This is a genomic window from Endozoicomonas gorgoniicola (genome assembly GCF_025562715.2).
Taxonomy (GTDB): domain Bacteria; phylum Pseudomonadota; class Gammaproteobacteria; order Pseudomonadales; family Endozoicomonadaceae; genus Endozoicomonas_A; species Endozoicomonas_A gorgoniicola.
Genome location: NZ_JAPFCC010000001.1, coordinates 670,049 through 685,979, shown reverse-complemented (window position 1 = coordinate 685,979; position 15,931 = coordinate 670,049). Strand labels below are relative to the sequence as shown.

12 protein-coding genes and 1 pseudogene are annotated in these 15,931 nt (G+C 48.6%); 6 read left to right on the top strand and 7 right to left on the bottom strand.

The window, feature by feature from the left end:
• Positions 1-17: 17 nt before the first annotated feature.
• A protein-coding gene (locus NX722_RS03175; protein ID WP_262563791.1) for an ISNCY family transposase occupies positions 18-1,438 on the top strand; the annotation gives its coding sequence in 2 pieces (ribosomal slippage) (positions 18-462 and positions 462-1,438; 1,422 coding nt in all).
• A 436-nt stretch (positions 1,439-1,874) separates the two neighbouring features.
• Here NX722_RS03175 and NX722_RS03170 read toward each other — a convergent pair.
• The 3 genes from NX722_RS03170 to ltrA (NX722_RS03160) all read right to left on the bottom strand — a co-directional run bounded on the left by NX722_RS03170 (position 1,875) and on the right by ltrA (NX722_RS03160) (position 5,502).
• Positions 1,875-2,204, bottom strand: coding sequence for a MarR family transcriptional regulator (locus tag NX722_RS03170; protein WP_262566685.1), 330 nt, complete (start codon positions 2,202-2,204; stop codon positions 1,875-1,877).
• A 101-nt stretch (positions 2,205-2,305) separates the two neighbouring features.
• On the bottom strand, positions 2,306-3,568 hold the full coding sequence (gene ltrA, locus NX722_RS03165) for a group II intron reverse transcriptase/maturase (RefSeq protein WP_262565434.1): 1,263 nt from the start codon (positions 3,566-3,568) through the stop codon (positions 2,306-2,308).
• 671 nt (positions 3,569-4,239) lie between these two features.
• A complete protein-coding gene (ltrA, locus tag NX722_RS03160) occupies positions 4,240-5,502 on the bottom strand; it encodes a group II intron reverse transcriptase/maturase (RefSeq protein WP_262565434.1) in 1,263 nt (420 codons plus the stop codon).
• Between the two features lie 1,134 nt (positions 5,503-6,636).
• Between ltrA (NX722_RS03160) and NX722_RS03155 the strand changes: the two genes are divergently transcribed.
• Complete coding sequence (locus tag NX722_RS03155; RefSeq protein WP_262566684.1) at positions 6,637-6,891, top strand: hypothetical protein; 255 nt, start codon at positions 6,637-6,639, stop codon at positions 6,889-6,891.
• Here the strand turns inward: NX722_RS03155 and NX722_RS03150 are convergent.
• Positions 6,861-8,564 (bottom strand): IS66 family transposase, encoded by a 1,704-nt coding sequence (locus NX722_RS03150; RefSeq protein ID WP_262563696.1) that lies wholly within the window; start codon positions 8,562-8,564, stop codon positions 6,861-6,863. The two genes, NX722_RS03155 and NX722_RS03150, sit on opposite strands and share 31 nt — an antisense overlap.
• Positions 8,565-8,618: 54 nt before the next feature.
• Here NX722_RS03150 and NX722_RS03145 point away from each other — a divergent pair, with 54 nt between their 5' ends.
• Together NX722_RS03145 and NX722_RS03140 are read left to right on the top strand one after the other, a co-directional pair.
• Positions 8,619-9,797, top strand: coding sequence for an IS110 family RNA-guided transposase (locus NX722_RS03145; RefSeq protein WP_262566683.1), 1,179 nt, complete (start codon positions 8,619-8,621; stop codon positions 9,795-9,797).
• Between the two features lie 4 nt (positions 9,798-9,801).
• Entirely contained in the window at positions 9,802-10,398 is a 597-nt protein-coding gene (locus NX722_RS03140) for a transposase (RefSeq protein ID WP_262566682.1), read from the top strand.
• 143 nt (positions 10,399-10,541) lie between these two features.
• On the opposite strand, the gene NX722_RS03135 is transcribed toward NX722_RS03140, so the two are convergent.
• Complete coding sequence (locus NX722_RS03135) at positions 10,542-11,150, bottom strand: transposase (protein WP_262566681.1); 609 nt, start codon at positions 11,148-11,150, stop codon at positions 10,542-10,544.
• A 195-nt stretch (positions 11,151-11,345) separates the two neighbouring features.
• Here NX722_RS03135 and NX722_RS03130 point away from each other — a divergent pair, with 195 nt between their 5' ends.
• Positions 11,346-12,374 carry an IS630 family transposase gene (locus NX722_RS03130; protein ID WP_262563789.1) on the top strand — a complete coding sequence of 343 codons (1,029 nt, stop codon included), beginning with the start codon at positions 11,346-11,348 and terminating at the stop codon, positions 12,372-12,374.
• On the opposite strand, the gene NX722_RS03125 is transcribed toward NX722_RS03130, so the two are convergent.
• Positions 12,347-12,844 (bottom strand): hypothetical protein, encoded by a 498-nt coding sequence (locus NX722_RS03125; RefSeq protein WP_262566680.1) that lies wholly within the window; start codon positions 12,842-12,844, stop codon positions 12,347-12,349. The genes NX722_RS03130 and NX722_RS03125 overlap by 28 nt on opposite strands.
• A gap of 75 nt (positions 12,845-12,919) precedes the next feature.
• A pseudogene (locus NX722_RS28755) lies at positions 12,920-13,234 on the bottom strand (transposase); the annotation flags it as partial.
• Between the two features lie 768 nt (positions 13,235-14,002).
• On the opposite strand from NX722_RS28755, the gene ltrA (NX722_RS03115) reads away from it, so the two are divergent.
• Complete coding sequence (gene ltrA, locus NX722_RS03115) at positions 14,003-15,265, top strand: group II intron reverse transcriptase/maturase (protein WP_262564722.1); 1,263 nt, start codon at positions 14,003-14,005, stop codon at positions 15,263-15,265.
• Positions 15,266-15,931 lie beyond the last annotated feature (666 nt).

The following is a 15,931-nucleotide window of genomic DNA, read 5'->3' as shown; positions in this document are numbered from 1 at the left end:
AGGCTGTTTTCGAGTTTATGCGTCAAACCATTAATCCACAAATGCAGTTGGGCGAGGTTGATATCTCCGCCATCACATTCAACCCCAAGTCCAGAGATGATATTCCCCGGCTTTTGCGGGGCTTGCAGCACATATGGGTTACACCTGATCTGAGAGAGCAGGTCTTTCAAGTTCTTGAAAGTATGATTCCTGCCAGCAGTAATAATGGTCGTCCCGGTATGGATCTCTGGAACATACTGGTGTTTGGCACCCTGCGGCTGGTCACTAACTGTGATTATGACCGTCTTCAGGAGCTGGCCAATGAACACGGCACGCTACGGAAAATGCTTGGGCACGGTCCTTACTGCACGCACTCTTATCATATCCAGACATTGCAGGATAATATCAGCCTGTTCACGCCCGAAATACTGGACCAGGTAAACCAGATTGTCGTGGCAGCAGGCCATCAACTGGTTAAAAAAAAGATGAGCCGCTATATGGCCGTGCCGATTCGTTTGTAGTCAAGACCGATGTTCATTTTCCCACAGACATCAGCCTGTTAAACGATGCCTGTCGTAAGGCTATTGAGTTTGCGTCCACCCTGGCTGGCCAGTACCAGTTACCAGCGTGGCGTCAGCGGGAATACCTGAAAAAACAGCATCGAAAGCGCTATCACAAGGTGCGGAATCTGAAACATTCCGTTGCTGCCTGCGAGTTTAAACAGCGGTCACGTCAGCACGATATTGAAACGGCACACCTTGAATACATTAAGTACAGTCTCGACATTATCCGCAAGGCAGAAAGCACAGCTGCCCTGGTAGAAAAAAGCGCCCCCGATGAGTCTGCGCTGGAGAATCTCAAATACTACATTGCCCACAGTCGTCACCAGATTAATCTGATTTATCGTCGGGTGATCGAGCATCAGCAGATTCCTCACAGCGACAAGGTGTTCTCGATTTTTGAACCCCACACAGAATGGATCAGCAAGGGTAAAGCCGGAGTTCCTGTAGAGTTGGGGTTGCGGGTATGCGTACTGCAAGACCAGTTTGGCTTCACGCTGAATCACCATGTGATGCAAAAGCAGACAGACGATCAGGTTGCAGTGCCTATCGCAAAAGGAGCAAAACAACGCTTTCCCATGCTGAGCCAGGTCAGTTATGACAAAGGGTTCTGGAGCCCCGCCAACCTTGAGGAACTTGATGGCTTTCTGGAACGAACCATTCTGCCGAAGAAAGGCAGGCTTTCCGCAGAAGACAAAAAACGAGAGCACCACCTTGAGTTTACCCGGGCAAAAAGAAAGCATTCCGCCGTAGAGTCTGACATTAATGCTCTGGAAGCCAATGGCCTCGATAAATGTCCGGACAAGGGCATTGATGCCTTCAAGCGCTATGTTGCCCTTGCGGTTGTGGGTGGCAACCTGAAGCGCTTGGGCAGGATTTTACAAGAACGGGATTTTTAGCCCTACTGACAGCAGTCTTTTGCCGTCCGAAATTTGATCATGGGTGCATGAGGGTTCTGCACGTTCGTAAAATGGCAGTTTTGGCTATTTTGCAAGCACTTTGATCAAGAAGTGCCCTATAAGCGAGACTCTGATAATGCTTGCGGAGCAGTTCTACTGTTTGATGAATGTCAGTGACTCAATTTTCATAGGTTTTCTGACAGGCACTACTTAATAATAAAAAAATATCATCTAAGCGCGAAGACCTTTTGTATGAAATAGAAGACTATTATCTAGAATCAGAGCTTGTATTATTTATGCATGATGAAATATGTGAATCTCTAATAAAATCAGGAGTAACAAACATTGAGGTTCAGGAACAAACCGCCTAACAAATGGTTGCAGTTCGTTCGCTTCGCTCACCCGACGTGCCTTCGGCACGCGGCTTAACCAGGCGTTATGTTGACTTACCCAACTCATTAGTAATGAAATGAGTTGTGTTCGTTACCATGCTGTTGCAGTACAGCTTGCCCTTGTCGGTCAGTGAGATTTTATAATCTTTCCGTTGGATTATATCTTGCCCATTTTTAGCCAACATAAACTTTGCGTTCTTGCAGGTCATACTTCTTGTGATCCGTAACTCGCTGGCAATTTCCATATAATCCATTGGTCTGTCTTCGTGCATCAATACCAACAAAATTCCAATCTGTATCGGTGTCAGCGATGGCGCTAATTTTTCGCACTGGACAAGGTATTTCAACACTGGCTTTAATATTTCGCTTTGCAACTCTCTACTCCTGTGCAAATCGTCAACATAAATCGGGTAGCCGGAGGTCTCTAACCTCCAGCCCCCACATCACACCGGCGTGCGGGTCCGCACCGGGCGATTCACCGAGGGTGGTGAAACCTGATCCACAAGTCTTTCAGGGAAACAAGCCCGAGTTTACTGAGAAAACTGTCGTTTAATGCTAACTGTGCCGCATAGGTTTTGCTTAGCCGGTAATACCCTTTGCTACTGGCTGCAATCGAGGCGGCCTTGATGTGATCAACACCTAACCTGATCAAATTTCTGTAACGGGTTTTCGGCTTTCGCCATTGTTTGATAAAACAACAGCGAATCCGCCGACGTATCCATTGATCCAGTCGCGGTATAGGACTGTAATATTCGGTTATCCTGAAATAACCCATCCAGCCCCGGATATATTCGGCCAGCTTCTTCAAGCGATATTCCATCGATACTCCCCAGCTTCGGCTGGTGAGTTTCAGGATTTTTCGCCTGAAGCGGTTCAGACTCTTCTCCGACCAGCGGATTCGCTTCCCTGTGAAGGTAAAACTCAGGAACTCAGCTTCGGTAGCTTTCACCACCTTGCTCTTTGTCGGGTTTATCCTCAGTTTCAGCTTGCGCTCAAGGTAACGTGTGATGCTTTCCATCACTCGCTCCCCGGCTCGCTGGCTGCCAACGAGGATCACAAAGTCATCGCAGTAGCGTGCGAAGCAATGCCCCCGGTACTCCAGTTCCTTGTCCAGGTCATCGAGAAGGACATTCGACAGCAGCGGTGAAAGTGGACCGCCTTGTGGCATACCTACCCGGGTTGGGTAGCATTGCCCATCAACCATGACGCCAGCACGAAGGTAGCGGCCAATCAGCTTCAACAGACGCTTGTCGTGAATCTTTCGAGAGACTCTCGACATAAGAACATCATGGCTGACCGTATCAAAGAATTTACTCAGATCAACATCAACCGCCTGATGCAGCCCCTGCTTAATGTATCGATTAACCTGTTGTACAGCGTCTTGTGCAGACCTTCCCGGTCTGTAACCGAAGCTGCTGGGAGAGAAGTCAGGATCAAAGATGGGTGATAATACCTGCACAATGGCCTGTTGTATCACTCGATCCATGACTGTCGGGATGCCCAGCAACCGTTCTCCACCATCGGGCTTTTCTATAACAGCCCGAAGGACGGGAGATGGTCTGTAAGTCCCATTGAGTAAGGCTTGGCGCGCTGAAGGCCAGTGCTGACGGGCAAAGTCAGGATAGGCTTTAATGGTGATCCCATCTATTCCGGGAGCCCCTTTGTTACTTCTGACTTGTTTCCATGCTTTCAGCAAATTGGCAGGTTCCAGTGCGCAACTCAGTAGATCGTGGTTCAAAGCTGGTTAAAGATTCTTTCGCCAACTCCAGTGAGTCGCCGGACGGCTGCACTGTGTTGAGGGAATCAGTCTCCTCTTTTCGTCGGTGTTCAGTCCTTCGTTGACGACTTCCAATCGGATTAACGACTTCTGTCGAACAACTACTATGACGTCTGCTGACTTCTGTTCAATCACCACACAGAATTACTTCTGCAGGCGCTATTGGTGGTCATCGGGTTTGCTCGAACAGGGTGATGAACCCTGTCCGCCGAGCCTGTTGTAACCAGTGGCTGAGAACTGGGATTGACCAATCGCATGTTGAACAGACCTCCCCGGATAAGAGCATGAACTTTCAGTACACAACCGCCGCATTTACCGTATCTCTCAAACCAGAGGGCTTTGTGATCCTTGGCTCACTCGCCCACGAGACTCGGCCTTGTATACGATTTCTGTCCGTCGGCTCGCACTTTTGCAGTCAGACTGCCTCCGCACAACCCCTCGTGAGATTGCACTTGCCTTAAGCTAGTGGTTATCATCGGTGGGCTTATTCGGCTCCAGATCCGATGCTGGTTTACCCACAGGGGACTTTCACCCCATAAGTTCATGCCCATGCCGGGCGTACATCGGGTAGCCGGAGGTCTCTAACCTCCAGCCCCCACATCACACCGGCGTGCGGGTCCGCACCGGGCGATTCACCGAGGGTGGTGAAACCTGATCCACAAGTCTTTCAGGGAAACAAGCCCGAGTTTACTGAGAAAACTGTCGTTTAATGCTAACTGTGCCGCATAGGTTTTGCTTAGCCGGTAATACCCTTTGCTACTGGCTGCAATCGAGGCGGCCTTGATGTGATCAACACCTAACCTGATCAAATTTCTGTAACGGGTTTTCGGCTTTCGCCATTGTTTGATAAAACAACAGCGAATCCGCCGACGTATCCATTGATCCAGTCGCGGTATAGGACTGTAATATTCGGTTATCCTGAAATAACCCATCCAGCCCCGGATATATTCGGCCAGCTTCTTCAAGCGATATTCCATCGATACTCCCCAGCTTCGGCTGGTGAGTTTCAGGATTTTTCGCCTGAAGCGGTTCAGACTCTTCTCCGACCAGCGGATTCGCTTCCCTGTGAAGGTAAAACTCAGGAACTCAGCTTCGGTAGCTTTCACCACCTTGCTCTTTGTCGGGTTTATCCTCAGTTTCAGCTTGCGCTCAAGGTAACGTGTGATGCTTTCCATCACTCGCTCCCCGGCTCGCTGGCTGCCAACGAGGATCACAAAGTCATCGCAGTAGCGTGCGAAGCAATGCCCCCGGTACTCCAGTTCCTTGTCCAGGTCATCGAGAAGGACATTCGACAGCAGCGGTGAAAGTGGACCGCCTTGTGGCATACCTACCCGGGTTGGGTAGCATTGCCCATCAACCATGACGCCAGCACGAAGGTAGCGGCCAATCAGCTTCAACAGACGCTTGTCGTGAATCTTTCGAGAGACTCTCGACATAAGAACATCATGGCTGACCGTATCAAAGAATTTACTCAGATCAACATCAACCGCCTGATGCAGCCCCTGCTTAATGTATCGATTAACCTGTTGTACAGCGTCTTGTGCAGACCTTCCCGGTCTGTAACCGAAGCTGCTGGGAGAGAAGTCAGGATCAAAGATGGGTGATAATACCTGCACAATGGCCTGTTGTATCACTCGATCCATGACTGTCGGGATGCCCAGCAACCGTTCTCCACCATCGGGCTTTTCTATAACAGCCCGAAGGACGGGAGATGGTCTGTAAGTCCCATTGAGTAAGGCTTGGCGCGCTGAAGGCCAGTGCTGACGGGCAAAGTCAGGATAGGCTTTAATGGTGATCCCATCTATTCCGGGAGCCCCTTTGTTACTTCTGACTTGTTTCCATGCTTTCAGCAAATTGGCAGGTTCCAGTGCGCAACTCAGTAGATCGTGGTTCAAAGCTGGTTAAAGATTCTTTCGCCAACTCCAGTGAGTCGCCGGACGGCTGCACTGTGTTGAGGGAATCAGTCTCCTCTTTTCGTCGGTGTTCAGTCCTTCGTTGACGACTTCCAATCGGATTAACGACTTCTGTCGAACAACTACTATGACGTCTGCTGACTTCTGTTCAATCACCACACAGAATTACTTCTGCAGGCGCTATTGGTGGTCATCGGGTTTGCTCGAACAGGGTGATGAACCCTGTCCGCCGAGCCTGTTGTAACCAGTGGCTGAGAACTGGGATTGACCAATCGCATGTTGAACAGACCTCCCCGGATAAGAGCATGAACTTTCAGTACACAACCGCCGCATTTACCGTATCTCTCAAACCAGAGGGCTTTGTGATCCTTGGCTCACTCGCCCACGAGACTCGGCCTTGTATACGATTTCTGTCCGTCGGCTCGCACTTTTGCAGTCAGACTGCCTCCGCACAACCCCTCGTGAGATTGCACTTGCCTTAAGCTAGTGGTTATCATCGGTGGGCTTATTCGGCTCCAGATCCGATGCTGGTTTACCCACAGGGGACTTTCACCCCATAAGTTCATGCCCATGCCGGGCGTACCAAGTCGCTCCAAGCGACAGCCTTCGGCTGCGCCTGAGCTTCAGCGTTATATTTCACTCAACATTGAAGCAATTTAATGAAATAATAGTTTTTTGAGTTGAGAATGATTGGAAATGCACATGGCTTGTATTCCGATATTTTTTATTCTCTTTTAAATTCATACTTAGTAATCGAAACGATATTAATATAATTTTCTTAAAGAGAATTTATCAGTCAAAGGTATCAACATGAAAAAGTTAGCATCATTTGTAGTAATTGGTTTGAGTTTAGCGGACTAGCCCGCCCGCCCGGCGGGCACACAACCCAGAGTAACTCTTAGCTGCCAACCTCAATTCTTCGTCCTACGATAAGGAAGGAGGCATATCCGAGCCAGAGACCGAACGCACACTGGTGCTCTTGCCCGAAGTTTAGCGTGGTCGGGAGGCTGGCGACCGCATCACTGATGACGCCTGGCGATCTCGTTCAGAAGACTGCATATGATCGACAGCCCCATACCCGGATATGCCTTCGTTCAGTAGTGTAGGAACGCAGTCATGAAACACAACCCAAATCCGGCTAAAGTTCAAAAGCGGATATCTGGCCATCTAAAAACCGTGAACCTCTATGCTGCAGGCATTGATATTGGTTCAGAGTTCCACTTTGTTGCTGTCCCTAAAGAGCTCGATGAACAGTCGGTTCGGTCTTTTGCCTGCTTTACCTCTGATCTCGAAATGATGACTCAATGGCTCGTGAAAATCGGAATTACGACCGTAACTGCTCATATTCCATTGGCAAGAACCGTTTCCTGATAGCCTGATGCCTTCAGGATGAGATGCCCCAGCTGCGGAATCAGATTGGTTCCAGTCAGCCTGTCCCTGAGATAGTTGGCAAAGGACACCCCGTGTTGTTTACAGGTCTTTTTCAAACTGGCAAAGGTGTCGCGGCATTTCCTCCCAAGTTTACTCCGGGTACCACCGCTAACCTTTCGCCGTTTCACATACTCTCTGATCTGCCTCTCGCTCAGGTTGTTGTGCAGTGGCAGCCACGGATACTCAAGAACCAATAACAGCTCTTCCCTGACAACCATCAGTTTGCCCAACTCAGCCTGCAAGGCAGGGTAGTCAACCCGCTGTGTTACCCAACGATCAAACTCCTGGTAGAGCTTCTGTTTCTCCTTGTCCGTTGGTTTTTTCTGGTAGGCCTCAATGTCGTCGTAGAGGCACCAGTACTGATCCTGCACGGTGTCACGGGCGGCTCGTTCCAGGTCATTGGCCGGTATCAGCTTGTCCATGTTTCTTCCCGCATGGTACCAACACAGCGAATGCTGAAAGGCTGTATCAAACTGCCGGGCTCCATCGCTATGGATAATCAGGTTCTCAAGGCGATGATTGAGCATCAATGCGGCCTTTAAAACACCCTCTGTCGCCCAGCGCCTTTGTTGCGGGGCAGCACAACCAATGCTGTTAAGGAAGCTCTCCCACTCTTCTTCTGTTGAGAAACGCTTCTCGCCGCATTCGGATAGCGCAGTGATCCACTTCTTCGACACATCAACCTGATTCTCCATGTAGTCAATGGCAACGTCGTTGAGAAGATAAAGCCGCTGCTGCCCTTGCAGACAGCCCAGGAAATTAATCCTGCTCTTACTGTCGCTGCTATGGAAGTAGGAAAAATAAGGGTTGCCGATAAACAGGCAGTAGCCGTTTTTTCCTTGGTGGCGAGCACCTGTGTCGTCGGCCTGGAGATAATCAGAGCAAGTCAGCCCTGCTTCCAGCAATTCTTCTTTTTCCTGGTGGAAAATATCATGGCCTTTCGTCAGGATGTTGCTCAGGGAACCTTCTGATATTGAGCATCCATGGTCGTGCAGCCAAGATAGCAGTAGTGGCTGTGTCGTACTGCATGAATGATAAAAATCCAGCAGATGGGCTTTCAGGTTGTCGCCAAAACGGTCTTTCACATGATCAGGTAGCGGGGCTGACACCCCGCCTTCCGGAGTTGTGTAATACTCACGCCTGTAGCGAGTAGTGACAAAACGCAAGTCCAGCTCAGTATGGAAAAAGTCGATATAGCACTTGAAGCGCCAGTTCTCACCGGGAGCAGCGATTGAACAGATTTCCTCTCGGTCAACAGTCATTGGTGGTGCAGCGGTTTCACCGGCTTCTTGTGATCGTGGTCGTTTACTTTTCGGCGGACGATCAGTGTCACTTTTCCCGGCAGCCTGATCAGTGTCTTCCGCAGAAGAGCTGTCTTCCTGATCATCGCCCTTGTCCGAGACATTAGGCCTGATTTTAGGCTTGCCCTTGTGCTTCTTCAGGTGGCGAATTTCTGCTCGAAGCTGTTCGTTCTCTTCGACCAGCTGTTCGATCTGAACGCGCTGCCTTTCAATTTGCACAGATTGCTTCTCGACCGTGTCGAGAAGGTTTTTGACGAATGAACGCAACTGTTCATTGTCTGTACTGGAGAATAGTGAGTCAGGCAGGTGCATACGGTGAAATATACGAAAGATCAGGATAACTTTCTTTGACCTGTAGAGGTTGATTTGCCAGTCAATTTTGAGCAGTTACTTACGACCGTGGTCATGGAGTCTACCGGAATCTATTGGATTCCCGCTTTCGAAATGCTTGAAGAGCACGGCCTTGACGTCAAACTGGTGAATGCTCGTCATGTTAAAAACGTCCCTGGTCGTAAAAGTGATGTGCAGGACTGTCAGTGGTTACAACAACTGCATACTCATGGCCTGCTTGAGGGAGCTTTTCGCCCTGAAGATCAGGTGTGTGCCTTGCGTGCCTATATGCGTCAGCGTGAAACCCTGATCCGTTACCGGGCGTCGCACATACAGCACATGCAGAAAGCTTTACGGCAAATGAACCTGTTGTTGGACAATGTCGTTGCGGATATCACTGGCAAAACGGGGATGGGTATCATTCTCTCCATTCTCGCGGGAGAGCGTGACCCAGAGGTACTGGCCAAACACCGGGACTCTCATTGTAAAAAATCAGAGAAAGTCATTGCTAAGTCACTGCATGGGCATTACCGGGTGGAACACCTATTTGCCTTAAAGCAGTCTGTTGAGCTTTATGATTTTTACGAAAAGCAAATTGAAGATTGTGACAAGGCATTGGAAGACCAGTTGAACCAGTTTGATGATAAGTCCGAGAGTATCTCTCTGCCTGCAAAACGCAAATCAGCCAGCGCCCCTGCTTTTGATGTAAGAACTCACCTTTACCGGGTGACAGGGGTAGATCTGACATCGATTGAGGGAATAGAGGAAAATACCGCCCTGAAGGTAGTTTCTGAAATTGGTACAGACATGAGTCGCTGGCCGACAGTGAAGCACTTTTGTTCCTGGCTGGGACTGAGCCCGGGAAACAAGATATCAGGAGGCAAAGTGTTGAGCAGCAAGACCAAAAGAATCCCTAACCGGGCCGCTTCTGCTCTGCGTATGGCTGCACTGACTCTGGTGAGTTCGAAAAGTGCGCTGGGAGCCTATTATCGTCGAATGAGAAGTAAGCTGGGGGCACCAAAAGCGATTACAGCGACTGCACATAAACTTGCCCGGCTGATTTACAGCATGCTGAAAAACGGCTCAGAGTACGTAGATAGAGGTCAGGATTACTACGAGGAGCAATACCGTGACCGAGTCATTAAAAACATGAGAAAGCGCGCTGAAGACATGGGTTACAAACTGGTCGAAATTGAAACAGCCGCACCATCTTGACTCTATGCAAATAACTAGTCCCGAAGGAGTTACTCAGAAGAGTATCTCTCTGCCTGCAAAACGCAAATCAGCCAGCGCCCCTGCTTTTGATGTAAGAACTCACCTTTACCGGGTGACAGGGGTAGATCTGACATCGATTGAGGGAATAGAGGAAAATACCGCCCTGAAGGTAGTTTCTGAAATTGGTACAGACATGAGTCGCTGGCCGACAGTGAAGCACTTTTGTTCCTGGCTGGGACTGAGCCCGGGAAACAAGATATCAGGAGGCAAAGTGTTGAGCAGCAAGACCAAAAGAATCCCTAACCGGGCCGCTTCTGCTCTGCGTATGGCTGCACTGACTCTGGTGAGTTCGAAAAGTGCGCTGGGAGCCTATTATCGTCGAATGAGAAGTAAGCTGGGGGCACCAAAAGCGATTACAGCGACTGCACATAAACTTGCCCGGCTGATTTACAGCATGCTGAAAAACGGCTCAGAGTACGTAGATAGAGGTCAGGATTACTACGAGGAGCAATACCGTGACCGAGTCATTAAAAACATGAGAAAGCGCGCTGAAGACATGGGTTACAAACTGGTCGAAATTGAAACAGCCGCACCATCTTGACTCTATGCAAATAACTAGGAGCCTGACCGAGAATAGCTTAGGCAGTCCTCCTAAAGGTTTCGCAAAATTCAAAATGAGCAAAAAACAACCACTTTTTGAGGTTGATTTGCTCATTTTTGCCAATTTACAGCTTTTCTTTACCTTTATGCCGCTTTTTCAACCTTTTTTAAATCCTCAAGACGGAGTGACCCCGTTAAAGCTTTCTTCACAATTTTTTTGAAATTATGCACTGTGCATACCAGTGAAAACTCTGCTTCCACTTTCTCTTTCCCGCGCAGACTGAAACTCCTGAATCCAGAGTTTTTTATCTGACCAAACGGCGGTTCCGCTATTACTTTGCGACGTTCGTATACCGCTTTCGCTTCGCTTGTTTCCATTTTTTTATTCATGGCTTGTCGTGCAGTTTCAAACTTGTCTGTGCGAATTACCTTGCCTGCACTTTTCTTGGAGCCACTGCATCTGGAGCGGTAAGCGCACTCTCGGCATACTTCCTTGTTTGCCCGGTAGCCTTTCCTCTTAGCTTTACTGGCTGGATTGGTAACCAATTTTTCCCCAGCCGGACAGATGAAGACGTCAGCTTCAATATTGTATGTAAAATCCGCTTTGACAAATTTTCGATCAGTATTTTCAAGGTCCGTAACAGCCGGTTTTTCTTCCTTGTCAGTAGCGATATAACCGTCTATTCCATGTTTATCCAAGGTGTGCAGATTTGGCCCTGAAAAATAGCCGTTGTCCATACTCCATTTATCCACAGCCGCGCTATCGGTAGATTCTGACAAAGCCTGAAGAGCAGGCTCTACTTCCTGTAAGTAGTTATAAATTAGCTATCGAATATTTTTGACCGTCCGGTTACTAAAAATAGTTATTCCAATTCTACCGGCAGCGCTCAGTGTAGTGATTATACTCCAGCTATCACCAACAACACCTGCGTTACTGCTTCAACGAAAATGAAAACCGTTTTACCTATCACAGATGGGGCCATTAGAGAAACCCTGCAGATCGCCAGGAGTCATGGCCCAACACCCTATGTCAGAGAAAGAGCACACGCTGTACTGCTCAGCTCTCGTGGCTTTCCTATGGCTCAAATTGCCGATATCTTTGAGGTTCAGTACCAGACGGTATCACGCTGGCTTGATGACTGGGAGGATTATGGTATTCGAGGGCTATACAAAACACACGACGGAGGGAAGAAACCTATTTACAATTCTGAAGAAGAACTGCGCATTAAAGAACTGGTGGCTAAGGAACCCCGCCGTATATCATATGTCCAATCCAAAATCGAAGAGGAAACAGGCAAATCCGCATCAAAGACGACAATAGGTAGAATAATAAAAAAGCTGGGGATGGTTTACAAAAGACTCCGTAAATCATGCAAGCATAAAAGAGATGAGGAGCAGTTTCAGCGTAGTAAGGCAGCATTGAAAGATGCTCAAGAAGCTGAAGATAAAGGTTTAATTAATTTGTTCTATTTTGACGAGTCAGGGTTTAGTCAGGAGCCTTGCGTACCTTATGGCTGGCAGGAGAAAGGCAAACAGCTCCGTATACCTTCAGTAAAAAGTAAAAGAATCAATGTTCTGGGGTTTATGAACCGTTCCTGTGAACTGTTTTATTACCCTGTAATTGGATCAGTTGATAGCAAGACAGTCATTGATATTTTCGACTATTTTGCCTATCAGATGACAGCTCCAGAGTACGGAGGAGATGATCGTTACACTGTGGTCATTATTGATAATGCCAGCATTCACACCAGTAAAGCGTTCCGAGCAAGAATTGATGACTGGATTCTTGAGAAAAAAATGATTGTTTTATTTCTCCCCACATACTCTCCCGAGCTCAACCTGATTGAGATTCTATGGGATAAGGCTAAATATGAATGGATCGATATATTATCAATTGTGAATTTCAGAGGCTTTGAGAAAGAGGTAAAGCGAGTTTTTGATGGGGTCGGTCAGGAATATATGATTTCGTATGCATGACTACTTACGTCGTTGGCGCGTTGACTGATGTGTTGGCCGACAATGATCTGGTGATCCGCATCTACATTAATTTGAGCATTGTAGCTGTATTCGCAGTACCCCTTCTTGCTCATCATCCGGGCATCATGGTCTGCAAAGCTAATCTGTTTCTTGTCGTCTATTGGCTCGTCCGGATTGAGGGCTTTCTCACGCTCTTCCAGTGCTTTTTTAGCAGCCTTAATTTTCTTCAGCCGTTCTTCTTTAAACAGGAGGTCTTCAGGAATACTGTAGCCATTGGTTTCTTTGTAGGCGTCGTCTTCTTCCTGATCGCACTGGCTGGCTTTTTTGATCAGTTCATCAACCTCAGCGCTGAGTTCTGCCTCTTTGGCTTTAAGCCGGCCGTAGCTCATGGCCTTATGCTTTGAACTGTTGGCTTTGAATTTCGAACCATCCAGGCTGATATGCCCAAGCGATGCCAGTTTCAGCTCCATCGCCAGCTTGACGGACTGTTTGAAACAGTCATGAAAAAACGACAGGTTGTTTTTGCGGAAGTCCCCCAGGACCCGAAAGTTTGGGCAATTCATCTGAGAGATATACATGAATGCCAAGTCCTGCCGACACCGTTTTTCTATTTCACGGGAGCTGAATACACCATGACTGTAGGCGTAGATCAGGATACCTACGATCAGCTTGGGTGGGTAGGCATGCTGTCCAAGGTGATGGTACTGCTTTTCAACTTCCGAGGTATCAATGTTCTGGAAGATGGTCTCATAGATGTAGCAGTCATGATCTTTGGGAAGAAGATCAAAGATGTTGGTTGGAAACAGCAGGTGCTGGTCGAACTCAACAGGGCTATCCTTGAATTTTGGTGGTGGCGACATCAGGCTTCATCAGGGCTGCGTTTTGAACGCTATTATATCAGATAAATCCTATTCTCGGTCAGGCTCCTAGTCCCGAAGGAGTTACTCAGAAGGAACAGCTAACGCCTGGTTCAGCCGCGTGCCGAAGGCACGTCGGGTGAGCGAAGCGAACGAACTGCAACCATTTGGTACGCCCGGCATGGGCATGAACTTATGGGGTGAAAGTCCCCTGTGGGTAAACCAGCATCGGATCTGGAGCCGAATAAGCCCACCGATGATAACCACTAGCTTAAGGCAAGTGCAATCTCACGAGGGGTTGTGCGGAGGCAGTCTGACTGCAAAAGTGCGAGCCGACGGACAGAAATCGTATACAAGGCCGAGTCTCGTGGGCGAGTGAGCCAAGGATCACAAAGCCCTCTGGTTTGAGAGATACGGTAAATGCGGCGGTTGTGTACTGAAAGTTCATGCTCTTATCCGGGGAGGTCTGTTCAACATGCGATTGGTCAATCCCAGTTCTCAGCCACTGGTTACAACAGGCTCGGCGGACAGGGTTCATCACCCTGTTCGAGCAAACCCGATGACCACCAATAGCGCCTGCAGAAGTAATTCTGTGTGGTGATTGAACAGAAGTCAGCAGACGTCATAGTAGTTGTTCGACAGAAGTCGTTAATCTGATTGGAAGTCGTCAACGAAGGACTGAACACCGATGAAAAGAGGAGACTGATTCCCTCAACACAGTGCAGCCGTCCGGCGACTCACTGGGGTTGGCGAAAGAATCTTTAACCAACTTTGAACCACGATCTACTGAGTTGCGCACTGGAACCAGCCAATTTGCTGAAAGCATGGAAACAAGTCAGAAGTAACAAAGGAACTCCCGGAATAGATGGGATCACCATTGAAGCCTATCCTGACTTTGCCCGTCAGCGCTGGCCTTCAGCGCGCCAAGCCTTACTCAATGGGACTTACAGACCATCTCCCGTCCTCCGGGCTGTTATAGAAAAGCCCGATGGTGGAGAACGGTTGCTGGGCATCCCGACAGTCATGGATCGAGTGATACAACAGGCCATTGTGCAGGTATTATCACCCATCTTTGACCCTGACTTCTCTCCCAGCAGCTTTGGTTACAGACCGGGAAGGTCTGCACAAGATGCTGTACAGCAGGTTAATCGATACATTAAGCAGGGGCTGCATCAGGCGGTTGATGTTGATCTGAGTAAATTCTTTGACACAGTCAGCCACGATGTTCTTATGTCGAGAGTCTCTCGAAAGATTCACGACAAGCGTCTGTTGAAGCTGATTGGCCGCTACCTTCGTGCTGGCGTCATGATTGATGGGCAATGCTACCCAACCCGGGTAGGTATGCCACAAGGCGGTCCACTTTCACCGCTGCTGTCGAATGTCCTTCTCGATGACCTGGACAAGGAGCTGGAGTACCGGGGGCATTGCTTCGCACGCTACTGCGATGACTTTGTGATCCTTGTTGGCAGCCAGCGAGCTGGGGAGCGAGTGATGGAAAGCATCACAAGTTACCTTGAGCGCAAGCTGAAACTGAGGATAAACCCGACAAAGAGCAAGGTGGTGAAAGCTACCGAAGCTGAGTTCCTGAGTTTTACCTTCACAGGGAAGCGAATCCGCTGGTCGGAGAAGAGTCTGAACCGTTTCAGGCGGAAAATCCTGAAACTCACTGGCCGAAGCTGGGGAGTATCGATGGAATATCGCTTGAAGAAGCTGACCGAATATATCCGGGGCTGGATGGGTTATTTCAGGATAACCGAATATTACAGTCCCATACCGCGACTGGATCAATGGATACGTCGGCGGATTCGCTGTTGTTTTATCAAGCAGTGGCGAAAGCCGAAAACCCGTTACAGAAATTTAATCAGGTTAGGTGTTGATCACATCAAGGCCGCCTCGATTGCAGCCAGTAGCAAAGGGTATTACCGGCTAAGCAAAACCTATGCGGCACAGTTAGCATTAAACGACAGTTCTCTCAGTAAACTCGGGCTTGTTTCCCTGAAAGATTTGTGGATCAGGTTTCACCACCCTCGGTGAATCGCCCGGTGCGGACCCGCACGCCGGTGTGATGTGGGGGCTGGAGGTTAGAGACCTCCGGCTACCCGATTTAGCTGTTCCTTCCAAACTGTGAACTCGCGTATTTTTGCCCAATATTATCGACTCTGACCCCAGCCACATACTCTGAACTAAAAATGCCACAAGTTTCACAGACCTTGAGTTTATTTGCCCCAGAGACAAACCCTGTTGCCTATTCTGGCGTTGCACGAAGTAAAGAAACTCTGAACCTGCTTGCCGACCACAAACTCAGGAGGTGATGCGAATGGAATGAGCCAAAAACTCTTGATTCGATGGTCGGCATTGCACCCTGGAAAAAGCAATAAACCTGATCACCAGATTGCACAGAACCAAAGATGTCTTTTGTTCGCGAACGCTACCGCCTACCAGCAAAGATAAAACCTGCAGTACATTCCTTTGCGCATGTAGGTCTGGCATGGATGAAAAATATACGACAGTTCCCAATCGCTAACTTTGTACCCAGAGAATACTGTTTTCAGGTGTTAATTTCGAGGGATATGTGAAATGACAACAGCCTTTTGCTGTGGAGGAAGAAAAGGTACTGAAGTTTAGGAACAGCTAACGCCTGGTTCAGCCGCGTGCCGAAGGCACGTCGGGTGAGCGAAGCGAACGAACTGCAACCATTTG